The 19701-nt window shown below is 68.3% G+C and carries 19 protein-coding genes; 12 read left to right on the plus strand and 7 right to left on the minus strand.

From position 1 onward, the window contains the following. Positions 1-31 precede the first annotated feature (31 nt). The gene (locus tag ACFWUU_RS13890; RefSeq protein WP_380175610.1) at positions 32-1216 is read left to right on the plus strand and encodes an FAD-dependent monooxygenase; all 1185 of its coding nucleotides are present in this window, start codon (positions 32-34) and stop codon (positions 1214-1216) included. On the opposite strand, the gene ACFWUU_RS13895 is transcribed toward ACFWUU_RS13890, so the two are convergent. Further along, positions 1184-1642, minus strand: a complete 459-nt coding sequence (locus tag ACFWUU_RS13895; protein ID WP_137255420.1) for a PGPGW domain-containing protein — start codon at positions 1640-1642, stop codon at positions 1184-1186. The genes ACFWUU_RS13890 and ACFWUU_RS13895 overlap by 33 nt on opposite strands. A gap of 20 nt (positions 1643-1662) precedes the next feature. Continuing rightward, positions 1663-3786, minus strand: a complete 2124-nt coding sequence (locus ACFWUU_RS13900; protein WP_380175612.1) for a peptidoglycan DD-metalloendopeptidase family protein — start codon at positions 3784-3786, stop codon at positions 1663-1665. 87 nt (positions 3787-3873) lie between these two features. Here ACFWUU_RS13900 and lpdA point away from each other — a divergent pair, with 87 nt between their 5' ends. Together lpdA and ACFWUU_RS13910 are read left to right on the plus strand one after the other, a co-directional pair. After that, positions 3874-5271: a dihydrolipoyl dehydrogenase gene (gene lpdA / locus ACFWUU_RS13905; RefSeq protein WP_380175614.1), complete on the plus strand. Its 1398-nt coding sequence runs from the start codon at positions 3874-3876 to the stop codon at positions 5269-5271. Between the two features lie 84 nt (positions 5272-5355). Continuing rightward, the gene (locus ACFWUU_RS13910; protein ID WP_380175616.1) at positions 5356-5757 is read left to right on the plus strand and encodes a hypothetical protein; all 402 of its coding nucleotides are present in this window, start codon (positions 5356-5358) and stop codon (positions 5755-5757) included. Between the two features lie 4 nt (positions 5758-5761). Here ACFWUU_RS13910 and tsaA read toward each other — a convergent pair whose 3' ends face one another. From tsaA to ACFWUU_RS13930, 4 genes are read right to left on the minus strand one after another with little or no spacing between them, the layout of a single operon-like run. Beyond that, positions 5762-6220: a tRNA (N6-threonylcarbamoyladenosine(37)-N6)-methyltransferase TrmO gene (gene tsaA, locus ACFWUU_RS13915; protein ID WP_380175618.1), complete on the minus strand. Its 459-nt coding sequence runs from the start codon at positions 6218-6220 to the stop codon at positions 5762-5764. Further along, on the minus strand, positions 6217-6966 hold the full coding sequence (locus ACFWUU_RS13920) for a metallophosphoesterase (RefSeq protein WP_380175620.1): 750 nt from the start codon (positions 6964-6966) through the stop codon (positions 6217-6219). Before ACFWUU_RS13920 ends, tsaA begins: the two co-directional genes overlap by 4 nt. Before the next feature lie 16 nt (positions 6967-6982). Then, entirely contained in the window at positions 6983-7741 is a 759-nt protein-coding gene (locus tag ACFWUU_RS13925; protein ID WP_380175622.1) for a metallophosphoesterase, read from the minus strand. A 39-nt stretch (positions 7742-7780) separates the two neighbouring features. After that, entirely contained in the window at positions 7781-9286 is a 1506-nt protein-coding gene (locus tag ACFWUU_RS13930; protein ID WP_380175624.1) for a PstS family phosphate ABC transporter substrate-binding protein, read from the minus strand. Positions 9287-9406: 120 nt separating this feature from the next. Here ACFWUU_RS13930 and ACFWUU_RS13935 point away from each other — a divergent pair, with 120 nt between their 5' ends. From ACFWUU_RS13935 to ACFWUU_RS13950, 4 genes are read left to right on the plus strand one after another with little or no spacing between them, the layout of a single operon-like run. Beyond that, the gene (locus ACFWUU_RS13935; RefSeq protein WP_380175626.1) at positions 9407-10765 is read left to right on the plus strand and encodes a dihydrolipoyl dehydrogenase family protein; all 1359 of its coding nucleotides are present in this window, start codon (positions 9407-9409) and stop codon (positions 10763-10765) included. Positions 10766-10810: 45 nt separating this feature from the next. After that, entirely contained in the window at positions 10811-11830 is a 1020-nt protein-coding gene (locus ACFWUU_RS13940) for an energy-coupling factor ABC transporter permease (protein ID WP_380175628.1), read from the plus strand. A 23-nt stretch (positions 11831-11853) separates the two neighbouring features. Next, positions 11854-12585, plus strand: a complete 732-nt coding sequence (gene cbiQ, locus ACFWUU_RS13945) for a cobalt ECF transporter T component CbiQ (RefSeq protein ID WP_380175630.1) — start codon at positions 11854-11856, stop codon at positions 12583-12585. Continuing rightward, positions 12582-13352 carry an energy-coupling factor ABC transporter ATP-binding protein gene (locus tag ACFWUU_RS13950; RefSeq protein ID WP_380175632.1) on the plus strand — a complete coding sequence of 257 codons (771 nt, stop codon included), beginning with the start codon at positions 12582-12584 and terminating at the stop codon, positions 13350-13352. Before cbiQ ends, ACFWUU_RS13950 begins: the two co-directional genes overlap by 4 nt. Here ACFWUU_RS13950 and ACFWUU_RS13955 read toward each other — a convergent pair. Then, positions 13310-13990, minus strand: a complete 681-nt coding sequence (locus ACFWUU_RS13955; protein ID WP_170989791.1) for a GntR family transcriptional regulator — start codon at positions 13988-13990, stop codon at positions 13310-13312. The genes ACFWUU_RS13950 and ACFWUU_RS13955 overlap by 43 nt on opposite strands. Before the next feature lie 152 nt (positions 13991-14142). Between ACFWUU_RS13955 and ACFWUU_RS13960 the strand changes: the two genes are divergently transcribed. Genes ACFWUU_RS13960 through ACFWUU_RS13980 form a run of 5 tightly spaced genes read left to right on the plus strand, consistent with a single transcriptional unit; the run spans position 14143 to position 19701 of the window. Further along, on the plus strand, positions 14143-15198 hold the full coding sequence (locus ACFWUU_RS13960) for an Ldh family oxidoreductase (RefSeq protein WP_380175634.1): 1056 nt from the start codon (positions 14143-14145) through the stop codon (positions 15196-15198). Positions 15199-15231: 33 nt separating this feature from the next. Then, positions 15232-16461 carry an iron-containing alcohol dehydrogenase gene (locus tag ACFWUU_RS13965; RefSeq protein ID WP_380175636.1) on the plus strand — a complete coding sequence of 410 codons (1230 nt, stop codon included), beginning with the start codon at positions 15232-15234 and terminating at the stop codon, positions 16459-16461. Positions 16462-16478: 17 nt separating this feature from the next. Next, a complete protein-coding gene (locus tag ACFWUU_RS13970) occupies positions 16479-17906 on the plus strand; it encodes an NAD-dependent succinate-semialdehyde dehydrogenase (RefSeq protein WP_380175639.1) in 1428 nt (475 codons plus the stop codon). A 3-nt stretch (positions 17907-17909) separates the two neighbouring features. Next, positions 17910-18857, plus strand: coding sequence for a carbohydrate ABC transporter permease (locus tag ACFWUU_RS13975; protein WP_380175641.1), 948 nt, complete (start codon positions 17910-17912; stop codon positions 18855-18857). Beyond that, positions 18847-19701 carry a carbohydrate ABC transporter permease gene (locus tag ACFWUU_RS13980; RefSeq protein ID WP_137255406.1) on the plus strand — a complete coding sequence of 285 codons (855 nt, stop codon included), beginning with the start codon at positions 18847-18849 and terminating at the stop codon, positions 19699-19701. The genes ACFWUU_RS13975 and ACFWUU_RS13980 overlap by 11 nt, the downstream gene beginning before the upstream one ends.

Raw genomic sequence — 19701 nt, forward strand, 5'->3', positions numbered from 1 at the left:
GCAGACACAATTACTTCTGAGGAGGATGACGATGAAGGTTCTGGTATCGGGTGCCAGCGTGGCGGGGCCGTCGGTGGCGCTCTGGCTCGGTCGGGCGGGGCACGACGTGACGGTGGTCGAGATCGCCCCGGCGCTGCGGCAGGGCGGGTACGCGGTGGACTTCCGCGGCGAGGTGTTCACGACGGTTCTGGACCGGATGGGCGTGCTGTCGGACCTGCGGTCGCTGCAGACCGGCGGCAACGCGATGCGGTTCGTCGACGTGTCGGGTCGTCAGCTGATGCGGCTGCCGGCCGAGTTCGCCGGTGGGGACCTCGAGGTACTGCGGGCAGACCTGTCGCGGGTGCTGTACGAGCACAGTCACGAGCAGGCGACGTACCGCTTCGGGGACTCGATCGCGAGTCTGACCGAGCACGCGGACCATGTGGATGTGCGGTTCGAGAGCGGGCTGGAGGACACCTACGACCTGGTCATCGGCGCGGACGGCATGCATTCCGTCGTACGGCGGCTGGCCTGGCCGAAGGAGCGGGTGGTCGAGCGCCACCTGAACTACTACGTGGGCGGCTGGGAGGTCCCGAACACGCTGGGGATCAGCGGCGACTCGCTGATGTACAACGTGCCGGGCAAGCTGGCGAGCGTCAGCGCGGACCGTCGCGACCCGGCGCTGGCGCAGACGCTGTTCGTGTTCAAGTCGGAGGAGCTGGCCTACAACCGGCGCGATCTCGACCAGCAGAAGGCGATCCTGCGCGCGCACTTCGACGGTCTCGGTTGGCACGTGCCGGAGCTGCTGAAAGGGTTGCCGGCGGCAACAGAGTTGTACTTCGACTCGATCAGCCGGGTGAGCGTTGATCGTTGGTCCACCAACCGGATCGTGCTGCTCGGCGACGCGGGGTACGGCGCCACGTTCGGAGCGCTCGGGACGGGTACGGCGGTCGTCGGTGCCTATGTCCTGGCGGGGGAGTTGGCGCGCGCCGAGAGCTTCAGGGTGGCGTTCGACCGGTACGAGGCGCTGCTGCGGAAGGCGGTGTCGACGACCCAGGACGGGAGTCGCGCGGGGTCGTTCCTGGCGCCGGCCACCCGGTTCGGCCTGACGGCGCGGAACCGGATCCTGGACATCCCGTTCTTCAACAACCAGATGATCAAGATGGCGCAGAAGATGAGCGAACTGATCGAGCTGCCCGACTACTCAGTGAAGGAGGGGAAGTTCGTGCAGGAATGACTCCCACGAGTCAGGGAACCAGCCCGGGACTCCGAGCACGGCCATGTAGAGCCAGATCGCGACGAGCACGCAGAGGAACAGCGCGAGGGTGCCGAGTGCCTTCAGCCAGGCGGGCTGCTTGCCGGTCCAGGTGGTGAGTGCCTTCACCCAGTCCTTGACCCGGTACAGCAGCCGCTGGGCCCACTCGAACTCGCTGGCCAGCACGGCCAGACCGGCGATGAACAGCGGGATCCCGCCAGGGCCCGGCAGCCAGCCGGTGAGTGGTGCGGCGATGATCAGCAGGCCGCCGAGGACGCCCACGCCGATCCGGTAGAACAGCAGCTTGCGCGGATTCTCGCGAATCCGCCGCCGCCACTCCCACCGGTCGTCCGCAGCATCCAACGTGATGTTGTGATCGGTGCGGTCGGGACTCTCATGCTCGGCCACAACGTCAGCCTACCGGGCAGCTACGAACTGGCCGGGTTACCGAACTCCCAGTGCCACGGTTCCTCGCGGCTGCCGCCCTGCTCGGCCCAGGCCGGGTGGACCCAGCCGTACGTCGGGGCGTGCGACTCCATCCACTGGTATTGGGTGGTGTTGTACCTGTCGATCCCGCCGCAGAGGTCGACGGCCACGCCCCAGCCGTGGTTGGACGTGCCCGGAAGGGCAGCCAGCGACGGCTTGCGCGCGTACAGGTCCACCTGGGAGGCGTACGAGCGGTACGAGTCGGTGATGCACAGCGACTTGCCGAACTGCGCCCGGTAGGCGCTCGAGAGCTGCAGGTACGCCGCGGCCGCGTCGCAGCGGAGCATGTGCCCGCCGCCGATCCCGCAGAGCTTGCTGGCCGGGATCATGCCGTTGGTGTAACCACCCCAGCCGGTGCTGGCCGAACCGGTCGCCAGGAACGGCATCGGGTTGACCGGATCGCCGCCGAGACGGACCTCGAAGTGCAGGTGCGGACCGGTGGAGTTGCCTTCGGTGCCGACAGCACCGATCTGCTGACCTGCCTTCACCTGCTGCCCGTCAGTCACGTCGATGCGGCTCAGGTGCGCGTAGAGCGTTTCCAGCCCGTTGCCGTGGTCGATGCGGACCAGGTTGCCGGCCCACGCCGGATGCTCCACCCGGACGACGCCCGACGTCACCGCGCGGACCGTCGTACCGACGGGGGCGGGGAAGTCCTGGCCGGTGTGGAATCCGGTCTCCCACATCGACCCGGACTGACCGAACGGAGTACCGATCTCGTAGGTCCCATCCGGCAGCGGCCAGGTCCAGGCGCCGGAGCCGACGTTGTACGACGTTGCGGTGTTGCCGCAGCGGAACGCGTACGCGTCGGACGTCCCGACCGGGGCGACCTGCGGTTTGGCCGGCGCGCCCAGGGTCGGGCGGAGGGCGGCGTACAGGTTGTCGGGGACGGTGGTGACGACGACCGAGCCCTTCGCCTCGTCGGCGGCGATCATCTCGCCGTTGTCCAGCGCGATGCCGATGTGGACGAGGCCGAGTGACTTGCTGCCCATCACGAGCAGGTCGCCCGGCTGGATCCAGGCGTTCGGGACTGCCTGGTAGTCCGGGTACACCTTGCTGACCAGGTTCGGGAGGGTGGTGTACGGCTGCCACGCGACGCGGGCCGCGCCGAGGCATCCGTACTTGTCCGGTCCGGTCGCGGCGACGCCATACGGCTTGCCGACGAGGCTGAAGGCTTGGTTGACCGCACGGATCGTCTCGGCGGACATCACGCGCACGGTGCGGCCGGCGACTGCGACAGACGCGACACCCGGGACCGGCGTACCGCGGCGGGTCAGTGGCGCCAGCCCGGTGGGGAGCTTGGCAGGGTTCTTGAGTACGGCGGCTGCCGGGGGAGTGATCTTGGCGGATGTCAGCTCGGTCAGGTACGTCTGCCAGCGCGCGAGCGCCTGCTGGTTGCGGACGAGCTGCAGCTGCTTGGACAGAGCGGAGGCGACGTCGAGGTCGGCGGTCTGGTCGGCCATGGCCGCGGAGGCGTCGGCGGCCTTCTGCTGCACCTGCTTACTGAGGTCCTGCGCCTTGGCAGCGGCGTCGTTCGCGGCCTGCCGCTTCGTCGTCGCCTCGGACTTGAGCCGGTTCGACTCGTTCTCGGCCTCCATCGCCATCCGGTACTGCGAGACCTGCGTGCTGCCGAGCTGCGTGATCGCGGTCTGCCGGTCGGCGATCTCCTGGAGGTTCTCCGCGATCGGGGCGAGCGACCAGAGCATCGACTCGGTGCCCATCACGGTCGGGATGCCCAGCTGATAGGCCTGAGCGGTCAGCAGGCCGAGCTGGCGGCGCTCCTCGTCGGCCTTGCCCTTGGAGACCGTCGCCGTGGCTTCCGCCTTCTTCGCGGCGGCCTCGGCGGTCTGCGCGTCCTTGAGTGCCTTGGTGTAGGCGATCGTCGCCTTGGCGAAATCGGCCTGGACGGCGGCGGCCTCGGCCTGGAGCTGCTCGAGGGACCGGTTGACATCGGTCACGGAGGCGGGTGGCGGGGGCGTGGGGTCGTCGGCGTACGCAGGCAGTGCGACGACTGCCAGCAGCGTGCCGAAAGCTGCCAGTCGCAGCCCCCGACGTCTCCCCAGATCCATCGGTCCCCCATGAATTTCGCCTCACGCGCCCACCCAGCCTACCCCGGGAGACGGACCGTGCTGGGGTGACCTATTAAAGTTCAGTACATGGCCTCGCACTTTGACGTTGTTGTCCTCGGCGCGGGTCCGGGTGGGTACGTCGCGGCGATCCGCGCAGCCCAGCTCGGCCTCAAGACCGCAATCATCGAGAAGAAGTACTGGGGCGGTGTCTGCCTGAACGTGGGCTGTATCCCGTCCAAGGCGCTGCTGCGGAACGCCGAGCTGTCGCACATCTTCCGGACGGAGGCGAAGACCTTCGGTATCAGCGGCGAGGTGACCTTCGACTTCCCGACCGCGGTGCAGCGCAGCCGCAAGGTCGCGGACGGCCGGGTCAAGGGCGTCCACTTCCTGATGAAGAAGAACAACATCACCGAGTTCGACGGCTGGGGCTCGTTCACCGACGCCAACACCCTGGACGTGACGCTGAACGACGGCTCGTCGGAGACCGTCACGTTCGACAACTGCATCCTGGCCACCGGCGCGACCACCAAGCTGCTGCCGGGCACCCAGCTGAGCGAGCGCGTGGTGACGTACGAGGAGCAGATCCTCACCGAGGAGCTGCCGGGCTCGATCGTGATCGCCGGCGCCGGCGCGATCGGTGTCGAGTTCGCCTACGTGCTGGCGAACTACGGCGTGAAGGTGACGATCGTCGAGTTCCTCGACCGGATCGTCCCGCTGGAGGACATCGAGGTCTCCAAGGAGCTCGCGAAGGCGTACAAGAAGCTCGGCGTCGACGTACTCACCGGCACCCGGGTCGACTCGATCGACGACTCCGGCGACAAGGTGAAGGTCACCGTCACGGGCAAGGACGGCGCCCAGAAGACGCTGGAGGCCGACAAGGTCCTGCAGGCGATCGGCTTCCAGCCGCGGGTCGACGGCTACGGCCTGGACAAGATCGGCGTCCAGCTGACCGAGCGCGGCGCGATCGGCATCGACGGGTTCTGCCGGACCAACGTGCCGAACATCTTCGCGATCGGCGACGTGACCGCGAAACTGATGCTCGCGCACGCCGCCGAGGCGATGGGTGTGATCGCGGCCGAGACCATCGCCGGGCACGAGACGATGGAGCTCGACTACAAGATGATCCCGCGGGCGACGTTCTGCCAGCCGCAGATCGCCAGCTTCGGGTGGACCGAGGAAGAGGCCCGGCTGGAGGGCTTCGACGTCAAGGTCGCCAAGTTCCCGTTCACCGCGAACGGCAAGGCCCACGGCCTCGGCGACCCGACCGGTTTCGTCAAGGTGATCAGCGACGCGAAGTACGGCGAACTGCTCGGCGCGCACCTGATCGGCCCCGAGGTCACCGAACTCCTGCCGGAACTGACGCTGGCCCAGAAGTGGGACCTCACCACCAAGGAACTGGCGCGCAACGTTCACGCCCACCCGACACTGAGCGAGGCGTTGCAGGAGGCCTTCCACGGCCTCGAAGGGCACATGATCAACTTCTGAGATCAGGTTCGATCAAGGTCACGGTTGGGTGCCAACGCGGCACAACCTCATCCGGGTCCGGGAGCGCGCGGCTGTAATGACCACGTGAGTTGGTCAGCGCCCCCGGACCCGCGTGTGTTTCACGGGTACTCCGACGCGCCGTCCCACTCGATCCTCGTGACGGTCGGGTGGTGCCTGTCGGGCGGGTTCGTGCTGCTCGGATTTCTGGGCCTGTTCATGATGGGCGCGCCGTCCGATCCGTGCGCCCCGGACGGGGTCGGGTGCGGGCCCGAACCCACGACGTTCGGGGCGGTCGGCGTGGGGTTCCTCGTCGCGGCTGTGGTTGCCGCGGGGTGGTCGTTGTTCTGGCAGGCGCGGGATCGGCGCTATCGCTTCCAGCCTCCGCCCAACTGGCCGGCCGTCGAGCTGGGATGGCGGCCGCCGCGGGGGTGGACTCCGCCGCCCACGTTTCCTCAGGCTCCCGAGGGCTGGAACTTCTGGCGGTAGACCGTCACCTGTCGGAGATGTCGCCGATGACCGGTTTGACGTCGACGATCGGGGTGCCGTCGAGGGCTTCGAGGTTGTTGACGTGCAGGCGGAGGTCGTCGACGGCGAGGACGGTGACGCGGTGGAGGCCGAGAGGGTTCGGGCGGTCGGGGGAGCGGGTGCTGAAAACGCCCGTCGGCGGGCGGCTCAGGTCGCTGCGCGGATGGACCTTCTGTACGGAGCGGTCGGCCCGATCGAACCAGGTGATGAGGATGAGCTCGTCGCCGACCGCGACATCGGCAACCGCAGCATGCACGGACTCGTCGAAAACGACCCAGGCGTCGGGAGCGCCTTCGTCGCCCTGACGGGGAGCGTCAGCGAGCTCGCGCAGACTCGACTCGACCCGGCCCACCGGATGCAGCTGCATCGGCTCCCGCACCTGGTCGTCGCGGTCCGGGATCGGGGATTGCTCGTCGGCGGTCACCGCGGGTACCTGTAGATGGTCTGCATCGGCTCGCCGGGGGTGTGGATGTGGAATGCCAGGCCGGGGTGGGCGGACGGGTCGACGACGGCTCCGTCGTCGGTTGGAGGCTCGAACGGGAGTGGGATGGTCGAACGGATCCCGGGCGCACCGAGGACCGGGTGGCCGGCGAACGACGTGACGATCGCGTTGTGCACGTGTCCGGTGAGGATCGCCGTGACGGGCTTGCCGGTGAGTACGCCGGCCAACGCGTCCTGCTCCTCCAGCATCCACTGGTCCATCACCGGGTGGTGCAGCGCGAGCGGTGGGTGATGCATCGCGACGAAGACCGGTCCGTCGAACGGCTCGCGCAGTACGCCGTCCAGCCAGGCGAGCGACTCGTCGGAGAGCAGGCCGTGGTTGTGCTCCGGCACGGTGCTGTCGACGAGGACGAAGCGCGCCGCACCCACGTCGCGGACCTGATGCACGGGATGACCGTCGCCGGGTGAGTCCACGAACGACTTCAGCCCGGCCCGGAGCGGCGAGCTGAGGTCGTGGTTGCCCGGCAGCACCAGCACCGGCACGTCCAAGGACAGCTCGCCGGCGAGCTCGGCGTACTCCGTCTCGAGCCCGTGATCGGCGAGGTCCCCGGTGACGAGTACGACGTCCACCGACGACGCCCGGACGTACGACGTGATCTTCCGGAGCCGTGATCGCGCCTCCTCCGAGCCGTCGAGATGCGGGTCACTGAGGTGCGCGATCACGTACATGTCAGCACAGTACTGGTCAGGCCGGGTGCCGGAAGAGGGTCTGGAGCGGGGCTCCTGGCGTGTAGATGTGAAGCGCCAGACCCGGGTGGGCGGTGGTGTCGTCGACGAGGCCGCCGCCGGGAGCGGGAGGCTCGAAGGGGAGCGGCGGAGTCGAGCGGACGCCTGGCGCGACCAGGAACGGCAGTCCGGCGAAGGTGGTCGCCAGCCCGTTGTGTACGTGCCCGGCGAGGATGGCCGTGATCGGCTTGCCCCTCAGCACGGCCTCGAGCTCCGGGCCGGAGCGGAGCAGCCACTGGTCGAGGACGGGGTGGTTCAGCTCGAACGGCGGGTGGTGGAAGGCCACGAACAACGGCCCGTCGACCGGTTCGGCCAGTACGCCGTCGAGCCACGCGAGCGACTCCGCGGACAGCAGCCCGTGGTCCTCACCCGGGACCGAGGTGTCGAGCAGCACGAACCGCGCGCCACCGACGTCCTGCACCTGGTGCACCGGATGTCCCTCACCGGCCGAGTCGACGAAGTCCGCGAGCCCGGCACCCAAGGGCGCACTGACGTCGTGGTTGCCCGGCAACACCAGCACGGGCACATCGAGCTTCAGCTCGGCGGCGAGCTCGGCGTACTCGGACTCGAGACCGTGGTCTGCGAGGTCGCCGCTGACCAGCACGACGTCGACCGGTCGCCGGAACTCGCGCAGGTACGACGTGAGCTTCCGCAGCCTGTTCCGAGCCTCGTCGGAGCCGTCGAGATGGGGATCACTGAGGTGCGCGATCACATACATAACCGGAATTATCCGGAGAATCGCCGAAGCCCGCTGGCATTATCCACAGAACCCCGCGGGCAGATCGCTGCACGGAACCAGGTCGCCACGATCGAGGATCGGACGGGCCTGCGTCGACCGCACGTAGTCGAGGAAGGCCGCGGTCAGCGACTTCGCCGCCGGTGCCTTGTACGTGTACGCGTGCTCGACCTCCCAGAACTTGTACGAGCGGTCGGCCACCTTCGACGTGTCCGGCACCACGCTGTCGATCGTCACCGGCGTGAGCTGCGGATACTTGCGGGCGCCGCCGAGCTCGGCGTACCCGATCGCGCCGTCGATCTCGTTGACCCGCGTCAGCAGCTCCTCCGTCGTACCGACCTCACAGCGGTGGTACTTCGTTGTCGCGGCGTCGTCGTCGCGGCGGCAGTCGTCCGAGGTGATGCCGAGTTCCTGGTCGCCGCCGAGCACCTTCTCACGGAACACCAGCCGCGAGCCGGACGCCGGGCCGACCCGGCTGACCATCCGAATCGGTAGATTGCGGCCGCCGACCTGCGACCAGTTGGTGATCTTGCCGTTGTAGATGTCGCGCAGCTGGGCAGTGGTCAGGCCGGTGACGTCCGCGGCCCGGTTGACGACGACCGCGAACACGACGACGGCGACCGCCTCGCCGCTGAGACCGGGCGCGTCAACGGCCGGTCCGTCCGACATCGCGATCACCTTGCTCGCCGCGCTGCCGTCCTTCGCTCCCAATGCGCTCAGGTCGCTGACACCGCTGCGGCTGCCGTTGGCGGCGATCGTGATGTCCGCGTTCGAGCACTCGGCGATGTACGCGCTGCGCAGCTCGGTCATCGTCGGCTCGACCGCCGTGGATCCGATCACTCGCAGCTCACCCGACGCGCAGTTGCGCGGCGGCTGCAGCACGTCGACGAGGAAGAACGCGACCAGAGCGCCGACCAGCACGAGCGTCGTCGCGCCGAAGATCAACGTACGCCGGCCCGGGCCGCGCGGCCGCGGTTCGTGGTACACGCCGCCGTTCGCCCCGCCGGCCAGGTAGCCGGAGTGCGTGACGTCCTTGCCCTTGCCCGACAGCACGAGCAGGAACTTGAAGTGGTCACCGCGGTTGATCGCGAGCTTCGGCACCGTGATCGCGTCGGTGTCGACATAGTCGGCCGGCTTCATGTCCGCCTCGAGCAGGTCACCGATGTCCGGCGGGTGTGACTCGACCACCTTCATCCGGACGATCTTGCGGCCCGGGAAGGTGAACTTCACCGCGCCCTGCATGTCCTTCGCCTCGATGTCGGTGCCGGTGTTGTCCACCCGCAGCAGCACGATGCTCGGGTCGTGCACCGCCTTGCCCTGGTGGACGACCTCGATGTCGACCATTTCCTTGGCGCGGTTCTGCCGGGGATGGACCCCGATCTGCGCGTCCACCTGGACCCGGTAGACGAGCCGCTTGCGGCGCCAGACGTACCGGTCGAGCAGCCACACGATCGCAGTACCGATCAGGGTGACGAGGGCGATGACCGTCTCGATGTTGATGCTGCCGAAACCAGAGAAATCGAACAACCTTGTCCTCACTTCTGCGAGTACAGGACGCTAGTGCCCGGCGGTGAACGGCCGCTTACGGAGTGATGACGCGCCGGGGGGAGACTTGGCCGGGTCGGGTCGCTCTGGAAGATTGTCCGCATGGGTGAACAGGTTGATGTCGTCGTGGTGGGGCTCGGAGTCGGCGGCGAGGAGACCGCCGGGCGGTTGGCGCAGGCCGGGCTGAGGGTGGTCGGGATCGAGTCGCGGCTGGTGGGCGGCGAATGCCCGTACTACGGGTGCATCCCGAGCAAGATGATGATCCGCGCCGCGAACCTCATCGCCGAGACAAGGCGGGTCGAAGGCATGGCCGGTACGTCGACGGTGCAGCCGGACTGGACCCCGGTCGCCAAGCGCATCCGCGAGGAGGCCACCGACACCTGGAACGACCAGGTCGCGGTCGACCGGCTGGTGAACAAGGGCGCCACCGTGATCAAGGACCGCGCGACGATCACCGGACCGAACACGGTCAAGGCCGGTGACCGCGAGTTCGAGGCAACCCGCGGCATCGTGATCGCGACCGGCACGATCCCGTCCGTCCCGCCGATCGAGGGCCTGGCCGGTACGCCGTACTGGACGAACCGCGAGGCGATCGAGGTCGAGGTGCTGCCCGCGTCGCTGCTGGTCCTCGGCGGCGGCGCGATCGGGATGGAGCTCGCGCAGGTGTTCGCCCGCTTCGGGGTGAAGGTGACCGTGATCGAGGGCGCCGACGAGGTGCTGGCGATGGAGGAGCCCGAGTCCGGGGTGCTCGCGCGTGAGGCGCTGGAGCGCGACGGCGTGACGTTCAAGCTCGGCGCCCACGCCAAGCAGGTCGAGTACGCCGGGGACACGTTCACCGTCCGGCTCGAGAACGGGTCGTCGGCCAGCGGCGAGAAGTTGCTGGTGGCAACGGGTCGCCGGATCGCCACGGCCGACCTCGGGCTGGAGAAGCTCGGTCTCGACCCGACGGCCCGCCGGATCGAGGTCGACGAGCACGTCCGCGCCGCCGACAGGGTCTGGGCGATCGGCGATGTCACCGGCGTCGGCGTGTTCACGCACAACGCCATGTACCAGGCCGACATCGCGGTCCGCGACATCCTGCAGGAGCCGGACGCGCCGACCGCGAGCTACCACGCGATGCCGCGGGTGACGTTCACCGACCCGGAGATCGGCGCGGTCGGGATGACCGAGAAGCAGGCTCGCGACGCCGGGCTGAACGTGCGGACCGGCTCGACCCCGATCCCGGCCTCGACGCGCGGGTGGATCCACAAGGCCGGTAACGAGGGCTTCATCAAGGTGATCGAGGACGCCGACCGTGGCGTGCTCGTCGGCGCGACCAGTGCGGGACCGACCGGTGGCGAGGTGCTCAGCGCGCTCGCGGTCGCGGTGCACGCCGCCGTACCCGTTCACTCGCTGCGACAGATGATCTACGCATACCCGACGTTCCACCGTGCGATCGGGGAAGCACTCAAAGCTTTGTGAGATCGCTTGTTGCGAATCAGTCGCAAGTAGATCAAGAATGTTGCTGTGCATGTTCCTGATGGCTTCTTCGACGCGCCGACCTCCGTCGCCACCGGCCTGATCGCGGCCGGGGCGGTCGGCTTCAGCCTGCAGCGGGCGAACCGGGAGCTCCGCGAGACCGGCCCCGCGCTGGCCGGTCTGACCGCGGCGTTCGTGTTCGCGGTGCAGATGGTGAACTTCCCGGTCGGGGCCGGGACGAGCGGTCACCTGCTCGGCGGCGCGCTCGCGGCCGCGCTGGTCGGGCCGTGGACCGCCGTACTGGTGATGGCCACGGTGCTGCTGGTCCAGGGGCTGCTGTTCGCCGACGGCGGTCTGACGGCGTTGGGTACGAACATCACGCTGATGGGGCTGATCACGGTCCTGGTCGGGTACTTCCTGACCCGGGCGCTGTTGAAGGTCCTGCCGCGGCGGGCGGGGAGTGTCGTACCTGCTGCGACTGTTGGTGCGCTTGTGTCGGTTCCGGTCGCCGCGCTGGCGTTCACGGGGCTGTACGCGATCGGTGGCGCGGTCGACATCCCGCTCGCGAAGCTCGCAACGGCGATGGTCGGCTGGCACATCCTGGTCGGGATCGGTGAGGCCGTGATCACCGCGGCCGTGCTGAGCGCGGTCGTCGCGACGCGACCTGACCTCGTGTACGCCGCTCGCCATCTGCAGCAGGACCTCGTCCTGGTCGATGCCGATGGCAACACTTCGACGGTGTCACCGGACAGGCCGATCGCGGCCAAGCCAGCCGGGCGGTCGCTCGGGATCGGCGTCGCGGTCACGCTCGTGGTCGCCGGTGGGCTGAGCCTGTTCGCGAGTGCGCATCCGGACGGGCTGGAGTTCGTCGGCGCCAAGCTCGGGTTCGACGGCGCGGCGAAGGACTCGGCTGTGGCGAGTAGCCCGCTCGCCGACTACGGCGTCCACGGGATCGGCAACGCGCAGGTGTCCGGCGCACTGGCAGGGATCATCGGCGTACTGGTGACGATCGTGGTCGGCCTGGCCATCGCGAAGCTCGCCTCCCTGCGGGCGAACAAGGCATCGTGAGTGGCGACGGTCTTCTCGTTGCGGTGGACAGTCCGGTCCACCGCATTCCGGCGCAGGTGAAGCTGGTCGCGCTGTTCGTCTTCGTGCTCGCGGTCGTGTCGACACCGGCCGCCATTTTCTGGGCCTTCGGTGTGTACGCCGCGATGCTGGTGGCAGCTGTCGTCGCGGCGAAGTTGCCGGCGCCGGTGGTGTCGCGCAGACTCGCGGTGGAGACGCCGTTCATCGTGTTCGCCTTGCTGCTGCCGTTCGTGGCGACCGGTCCACAGGTCTCCGTGCTTGGTCTGCAGTTGTCCCAGTCGGGTGTGCTCGGCGCGTGGAACGTGTTGGCGAAGGGCACGCTCGGGGTGATCGCGGCGATCTTGCTGTCGGCAACGACAGCGCCGCGGGAACTGCTGGCCGGGTTGGAGCGGCTGCGGTTGCCTGCGACGCTCGTCGCGATCTTGTCGTTCATGGTCCGCTACCTGAGCGTGGTGTCGGACGATCTGCACCGGATGCGGGTCGCGAGGGAATCCCGTGGGTACATGGGCGGCCGGGTCGGTCATCTGAAGGCGGTGGCCGGGGGAGTGGGGGCGTTGTTCGTGCGGAGCTTCGAGCGTGGGGAGCGGGTGCATCTGGCGATGCGGTCGCGTGGATATACCGGACGGATGCCGTTGCTGAGTACGCAGGGTGCGTCGCGCGGACAGTGGATGGAAGGGCTGACGATCTCAGTGATAGCGGTAGTGGTTGCCGTGGCGGCGAGGGTGGTCGGCTTGTGAGTGGTCCTGCGATTCAGGTCGAGCGGTTGGTGTTCGCCTACCCGGACGGGCGGCAGGCCCTGTTCGGTGTCGACTTCGCGGTCGAACGCGGCGAGCGGGTCGCGTTGCTCGGGCCGAACGGCGCCGGTAAGACGACGCTCGTCCTGCACCTGAACGGCATTCTCGGCTCGGTTGCCGGCGGCACCGGAAGCGGTCGCATCCAGATCGGCGGGACGGGTCTGCACCGTGAGCACCTCGGCGAGATCCGGCGAAAGGTCGGTCTGGTCTTCCAGGACCCGGACGACCAGCTGTTCATGCCGACGGTCCGCGACGACGTCGCCTTCGGCCCCGCGAACCTCGGCCTGCGCGGCTCCGAGCTAGACGACCGCGTGCACGAGGCACTGGTCCAGGTCGGGATGCAGGACCATGCGGACCTCGCCCCGCATCACTTGTCCTTCGGCCAACGCCGTCGAGTGGCCGTGGCCACGGTGCTGGCGATGCGGCCTGAGGTCCTGGTGCTCGACGAGCCGTCGAGCAACCTCGACCCGGCCGCCCGCCGCGAGCTGGCGGACATTCTGGCCGGGCTGGACGTCACGCTGCTGATGATCACGCACGACCTGCCGTACGCGCTGCAGCTGTGCGAGCGCAGTCTGCTGATGGACGGCGGCCGCATCGTCGCGGACGGCAAGACCCGCGACCTCCTCGGCGACGCCGACCTGATGCAGGCCCATCGCCTGGAGCTGCCCTACGGCTTCGACCCGCTCTCGGTCTCCGGTCCCGAACGCTGATCGGCCGGGGCGGCCTCGAAGGCCGTCCGAAGACGGGTGCGGGAGGCGGTCAGGTGGGCGTGCATCGCTCGATCGGCTGACTGGGTGTCGCGCTCGCGGATGGCCGTGACGATCAGATCGTGCTCGTCCAGCGCGTCCTCGGTGACGCGAGAGTCGCGCAGCAGGCGGAACAGCTGCAGGTGGCAGTGGAGCTTGGCGAAGATCTCGCCGAAGTAGCTGTTCCCGGTCGCGCCGATCACGGCCTCGTGGAACTCGGCGTCCGCGCGGGCGAAGGCGCCGTACGACATCGTGCCGGCCTGGTAGCGGGCGCGCATCTCGGCAGCGATCTGCGCGAGTTGCTCGACCTCGTCGCCGCGGTGCCGGCCGGCCGCGAGGCCCGAGCAGTAGGGCTCGATCAGGAACCGGGCCTCAAAGAGATCCTCGAACCGCTGCGGCGTCAGCTTAGGCGTCGCGGAATATCCGATCAGATGCGTTTTGGTGACGAGGTCCTCGGCCTCGAGCCGGTTCAGCGACTCCCGGACCGGGGTCTGGGAGACCCCGAGCCGGCGGCTGAGCTCGTCGACCCGGATCCGCTCACCCGGCTGGATCTGGCCGTCCAGCAGGAACTCCTGCAGTCGCTCGTAGACGACGTCACTCATCCGGGGCCGTCCGGAACGCCCGGTAGTCACTGCGGTGCGTTGGCTCATCTGTTGTCCGTCCGTCGGCAGAAAACATGGATTCGTATTCACAGACCATTGCGAATCGTATCCGATCTGATCTAGCCTCCCAAGACATCGGGCGATGAATACGAATGCAGCGACTCCACCCTGGGATGGTCGACGTGCACACAGATCTGCTCACGGCCCAAGCACTGGCCGAACGACTCCTGATCACCGCCGGTGTGCCGGCTCTTGCGGCGGCACAGCAGGCCGAGCTCCTGGTGGTCGCCGAGGCGAAGGGGATGCCGTCACACGGCCTGCTCCGGCTGCCGCGACTGCTGCGGCGGTTGGCGAACGGAACCGCGAGCCCGACCAGTTCCGGCTGCCACACGTGGATGAGCCCCTGCTACCTGTCTGTCGACGGTCAGCAAGGTCTCGGCCCCGTGGTCGCGGTCCGCGCACTGGAAGCAATCGTCCCGGCAGCCGAGCAGTACGGCGTCGCGGTCTGCTCGATCACGAACAACAACCACCTCGGCATGCTCGGGTACTACGCCGGCCGGATGGCCGACCGCGGCCTGGTCTGCCTCGGCATCACGACCAGCGAGGCGCTGGTCCACCCGTGGGGCGGCACCGAGGCAATGCTCGGTACGAACCCGCTGGCGCTCGCGGTCCCGGCCAGGCCGCCGCTCGTGCTGGACATGGCCACCTCGCAGATCTCGATGGGCAAGGTGCACGACCACGCACTGCGCGGCGTACCGCTGGAGCCGGGCTGGGCCTTGGATGCCGGCGGCAACGAGACTGTCGACCCGGTGGCGGCCAAGGACGGATCGATCGCGCCGTTCGGGGGAGCGAAGGGGTACGGCCTCGGGCTCGGTCTGGGCGCGATGGTCACCTTCCTCACCGGCGCGGCGTACGGCACGGCCGTCGGCGGCACGCTCGACGACGACCACCTGAGCAACAAGGGCGACCTGTTCATCCTGCTGAGCGGCGGCCGCCACTCGGCGACGGAGTACCTCGATCAGGTACGCCACAGCCGCCGCGCCGACCCGGCGACGCCGGTCTCCGTGCCTGGTGACGGCGCCCGCGCCCGGTACCAGGAATCGGTTGCCGATGGCATCGAGATCGCCGACGACCTGTGGCGCGAGCTGACCCGGCTGGACGCAGCTCGCCCGGACGCAGCCCGGCGCGAAGCCGTTCTGGCCGACTGATCCCGCCCCTAACGACCAGACAAGGACAACGATATGACGATCACCGCCCCTGCCTTCGGCGTGCAACGGGCACCCCGCACGGTTGTCTTCGGCGCCGGCCAGCGCGCTCTGCTCGGTCGCCACGCCGCGGAGTACGGCAGCTCAGCCCTCGTCTGCACCGACCAGCGGCTCGCCGCATCGCCCGAGTTCGCGCAGCTGCTCACCGATCTCGAGGACAACGGTCTCGAGGTTCACGTCTGGAGCGACACCTCGCCGGAGCTGCCGATGTCCGACATCGACGCCTGCTTCGACGCGATGGAGTACGCCGGTATCGACGTGGTCATCGGGATCGGCGGCGGCAGCTGCCTCGACCTGGCGAAGGCCGTCGCGCTGATGCTCACCCACGGCGGCCCGATCGATCAGTACTACGGGGAGAACGCCGTACCCGCACCGGTCCTCCCGATCATCGCCGTACCGACCACCGGCGGCACCGGCTCCGAAGTCACGCCGGTCTGCGTACTGAGCGACAGCCGTCGCGAGCTCAAGGCCGGCATCTCGTCGCCGTACCTGGTCCCGTCGGTGGCGATCTGCGACCCGGAGCTGACGTACTCCTGCCCGCCCAGCCTGACCGCGAGCGCCGGGGCCGACGCGGTCTCGCACCTGGTCGAGTCGTTCACCGCCATCCAGCGCCCGCCGTCGGCACTCGCCGAGGGACGCGTTTTCATCGGCAAGAACGTCATCAGCGACTCCTACGCCCGCTGGGGTCTAGGGCTCCTCGCGACCGCACTCCCGATCGCGTTCGAGCACCCGGACGACCAGGACGCGCGCTCCGCGGTCATGCTCGCCGCGAACGCCGGCGGGTACGCGCTCGGCGTCGCCGGCACCGCGGCCGCGCACGCGCTGCAGTACCCGCTCGGAGCCTTGACCCATAGCCCGCACGGCGTCGGTGTCGGCGTACTCCTGCCGTACGTCATGCGCTACAACGCTCCCGCTCGCGTCCAGGAGTTCGCCGAGATCGCCAAGCTCTTCGGCGTACCGACAGCAGGTAACACCCAGCAGCAAGCACTGGCCGGGATCGAGGCCGTGGACGCGCTGCTGGACCGGATCGGCATCCCGCCGACCTTGAAGGAGCTCGGCCTCGCCGAGGACCAGCTCGAGTACGTCGCCGAAAAGGGCCTGCAGTCGGCCCGGCTGATTGACAACAACCCCCGCCCGCTCGATGTCGACGCGCTGCTCGAGATCACTCGCGCCGCGTACGCCGGCGACCGAACCGACCCGTTCTGACCCCCCGGAGCCACCTGATGACTTCTCCGCACGATCTGTTCATCGACGGACAGTGGCGCCCTGCCTCCGACGGCCGGCGCTTCGCCGTCCACGACCCCGCCGACGGGTCCGAGCTGGCCCAGTTCGCCGCGGCCACCGAGGCGGACTGCCTCGCGGCCGTCGACGCGGCGGCCGACGCGCTCGCCGGCTGGTCCGCGACCCCGCCGAGGCAGCGCTCCGAGCTGCTCCGCGCGACCTTCGAAGTACTGACCGAGGAACGCGAGCAACTCGCCGCGCTCATCACCGCCGAGAACGGCAAGGCGTACGCCGACGCGATCGGCGAGGCGACGTACGCGACCGAGTTCTTCCGCTGGTTCGCCGAGGAGGCGGTCCGGATCGGCGGCGACTTCCGGCTCTCGCCGTCCGGTGACAAGACCATCGTCGTACGCCGCGATCCGATCGGCGTCTCGATCCTGGTCACGCCGTGGAACTTCCCGGCCGCGATGGCCACCCGCAAGATCGCACCCGCGCTGGCGGCCGGTTGCTCCGTCGTACTGAAGCCGGCCAGCCAGACCCCGCTCACCGCGGCGTACGTCGTCGACGTACTGCGACGGGTCGGCGTACCTGCAGGTGTCGTCAACCTGGTGACGCCGGTCCCGGCCGGCCCGGCGGTGAGCGCGATGCTGCACCATCCCGCCGTACGCAAGCTGTCCTTCACCGGCTCGACGGAGGTCGGACGGGTCCTGCTGCACGAGGCCGCCGACCAGGTCGTGAGCTCGTCGATGGAGCTCGGCGGGAACGCGCCGTTCGTGGTCCTGCCCGGCGCCGATGTCGACGCTGCGGTCGAAGGCGCGATGGTCGCGAAGATGCGCAACGGCGGCTCAGCCTGTACTGCGGCCAACCGGTTCTACGTCCACGACTCGCTGCTGGACGAGTTCAGCACCCGGATGACCGCGGCGATGAAGGCGATCACGATGGGCCCGGGCGCCGACCACTCGAACGAGCTCGGCGCGTTGGTCTCACCGGAGGAGCGTGACAAGGTCGCCGGCCTCGTCGACCGGGCCGTTGCCGAAGGCGCCAATCTGACCCTGGGCGGCGATGCCGCGGAAGGTGGTGCGTTCTACCCGCCGACGGTCCTCACCGACGTGAAGCACGGCAGCGAGATCAACCAGACCGAGATCTTCGGACCGGTCACCGCGATCGTCGGGTTCAGCGACGTCGACGAAGCCGTCGAGATGGCCAACGACACGATCTACGGCCTGATCTCCTACGTGTACGGCGATCCCGCGCAGGCGCTCGCCGTCGCGCAACGGATCGACTCCGGGATGGTCGCGGTCAACCGCGGCGTGCTGAGCGACCCGGCGGCGCCGTTCGGCGGGACCAAGCAGTCCGGGCTCGGCCGCGAGGGCAGCTCCGAGGGGATCCTCGAGTTCCTCGAGGAGAAGTACATCGGAATCGAGGTGTGACCGATGGCCAACGCAGTCCTCCTGAAACCACCGGACGTCGAGGGTGGGCCACCGGCCCGCAAGCGGGCGAAGGTCAAACCGAAGCGGCAGAACCTGGCCGGCTGGCTGTTCGTCGGCCCGGTGATCTTCGGGGTGCTGTTCTTCCAGCTCGCGCCGGTCGCGGCTTCTCTGGTGGTGTCGCTGACCAACTGGACCGGGCTGAACTCGCCGAAGTTCCTTGGCCTGGGCAACTACAAGGAGCTGTTCACCGCCGACGACACGTTCTGGCCGTCGCTGAAGAACACCGTGATCTTCACCGTGGTCGTCGTCGTCCTGACGATCTTCATCGGGCTCGGACTCGCCGTCCTGTGCAACCAGAAGATCAAGGGCATCGGATTCTTCCGGACGCTGTACTACTCGCCCGCGGTCACCAACGTCGTCGCGATCGGCTTCGTCTGGTTCTGGCTGTACAACCCGGACAGCGGCCTGTTCAACTCGACGCTGAAGACGTTCGGCATCCACGGACCGGCGTGGCTGTCCGACACGAAGACCGCCTTGATCGCGGTGATGATCGTCGCGCTCTGGCAGGGCGTCGGCTACCCGATGGTGATCCTGCTGGCCGGGTTGCAGAGCATCGACCAGTCGCTGATCGAAGCGGCGACGGTGGACGGCGCGTCGGCCTGGCGACGCTTCTGGTCGGTCGTCTTCCCGCTGCTGACGCCGAGCCTGTTCTTCCTCACGATCACGCAGTTCATCACCTCGTTCCAGGTGTTCGGGATCATCTACGTGATGACGTCCGGCGGGCCGAACAACGCCACCTCGGTGTTCATCTTCCAGATCTACGAGGCGGCCTTCGGGCACGGCCGGCTGGGCTATGCCTCCGCGATGGGCTGGGTGCTGTTCGTCATCGTCGGCGTCGTCACCGCGATCCAGTGGCGGATGGAGAAACGGTGGGTGCACTATGACAACTGAGGCCATCAGAGTCTTCAACCGGCCGCCCCGGCACATCCCGCGCCGCGTCGTCCTGATAGTCGTCCTGCTGTTCTTCGCCGTGGTGTTCGCGATGCCGCTGCTCTGGATGATCAGCGCGTCGCTGAAGCCGGAGAACGAAGTACTGCAGACACCGCCGACGTTCATCCCGTCGGAGTTCCAGTGGGGCAACTACTCGCAAGCCGGCCACGGCCTGCTGCCGTTCTTCCTGAACAGCTGCAAGCTCGCCGCACTGAACGTCGGTTTCCTGTTGCTGTTCGCGTCGCTGGCCGGCTACGGCTTCGCCCGGCTGAACTTCGCCTTCAAGAACCTCGCCTTCGCCCTGTTGTTGTCGACGGCAATGATCCCGGGCATCGTCTACCTGGTTCCGCAGTACATGCTGTTCCGGCAGATGGGGTGGATCGACACCCACTACCCGCTCTGGGTCCCGAACGTGCTGACGCCGGTGTTCGGCACGTTCCTGCTCCGGCAGGCGTTCCGCGGCGTACCGATCGAGCTGGAGGAGGCCGCCAAGCTCGACGGCGCGTCGATCTTCGGGACGTTCTGGCGGATCATGCTGCCGCAGGTGAAACCGGCTCTCGCCGCGGTCGGCGCGCTGACCTTCATGGGCTCGTGGAACGACCTCTTCGGCCCGCTGATCTTCCTCAACTCGACGCGGTTGCAGACCATGCCGATCGCGCTCGCGCTGTTCAAGGGTGAGTACTTCACCCAGACCAACCTCATGATGGCCGCCGCGACGCTGACGATCTTGCCGCCGCTGCTGCTGTTCCTGCTGGCCCAGAAGTACTTCGTCCAGGGCATCACGATGTCCGGCCTGAAAGGATAA

It is taken from the genome of Kribbella sp. NPDC058693 (assembly GCF_042715335.1).
Taxonomy (GTDB): Bacteria; Actinomycetota; Actinomycetes; order Propionibacteriales; family Kribbellaceae; genus Kribbella; species Kribbella jiaozuonensis.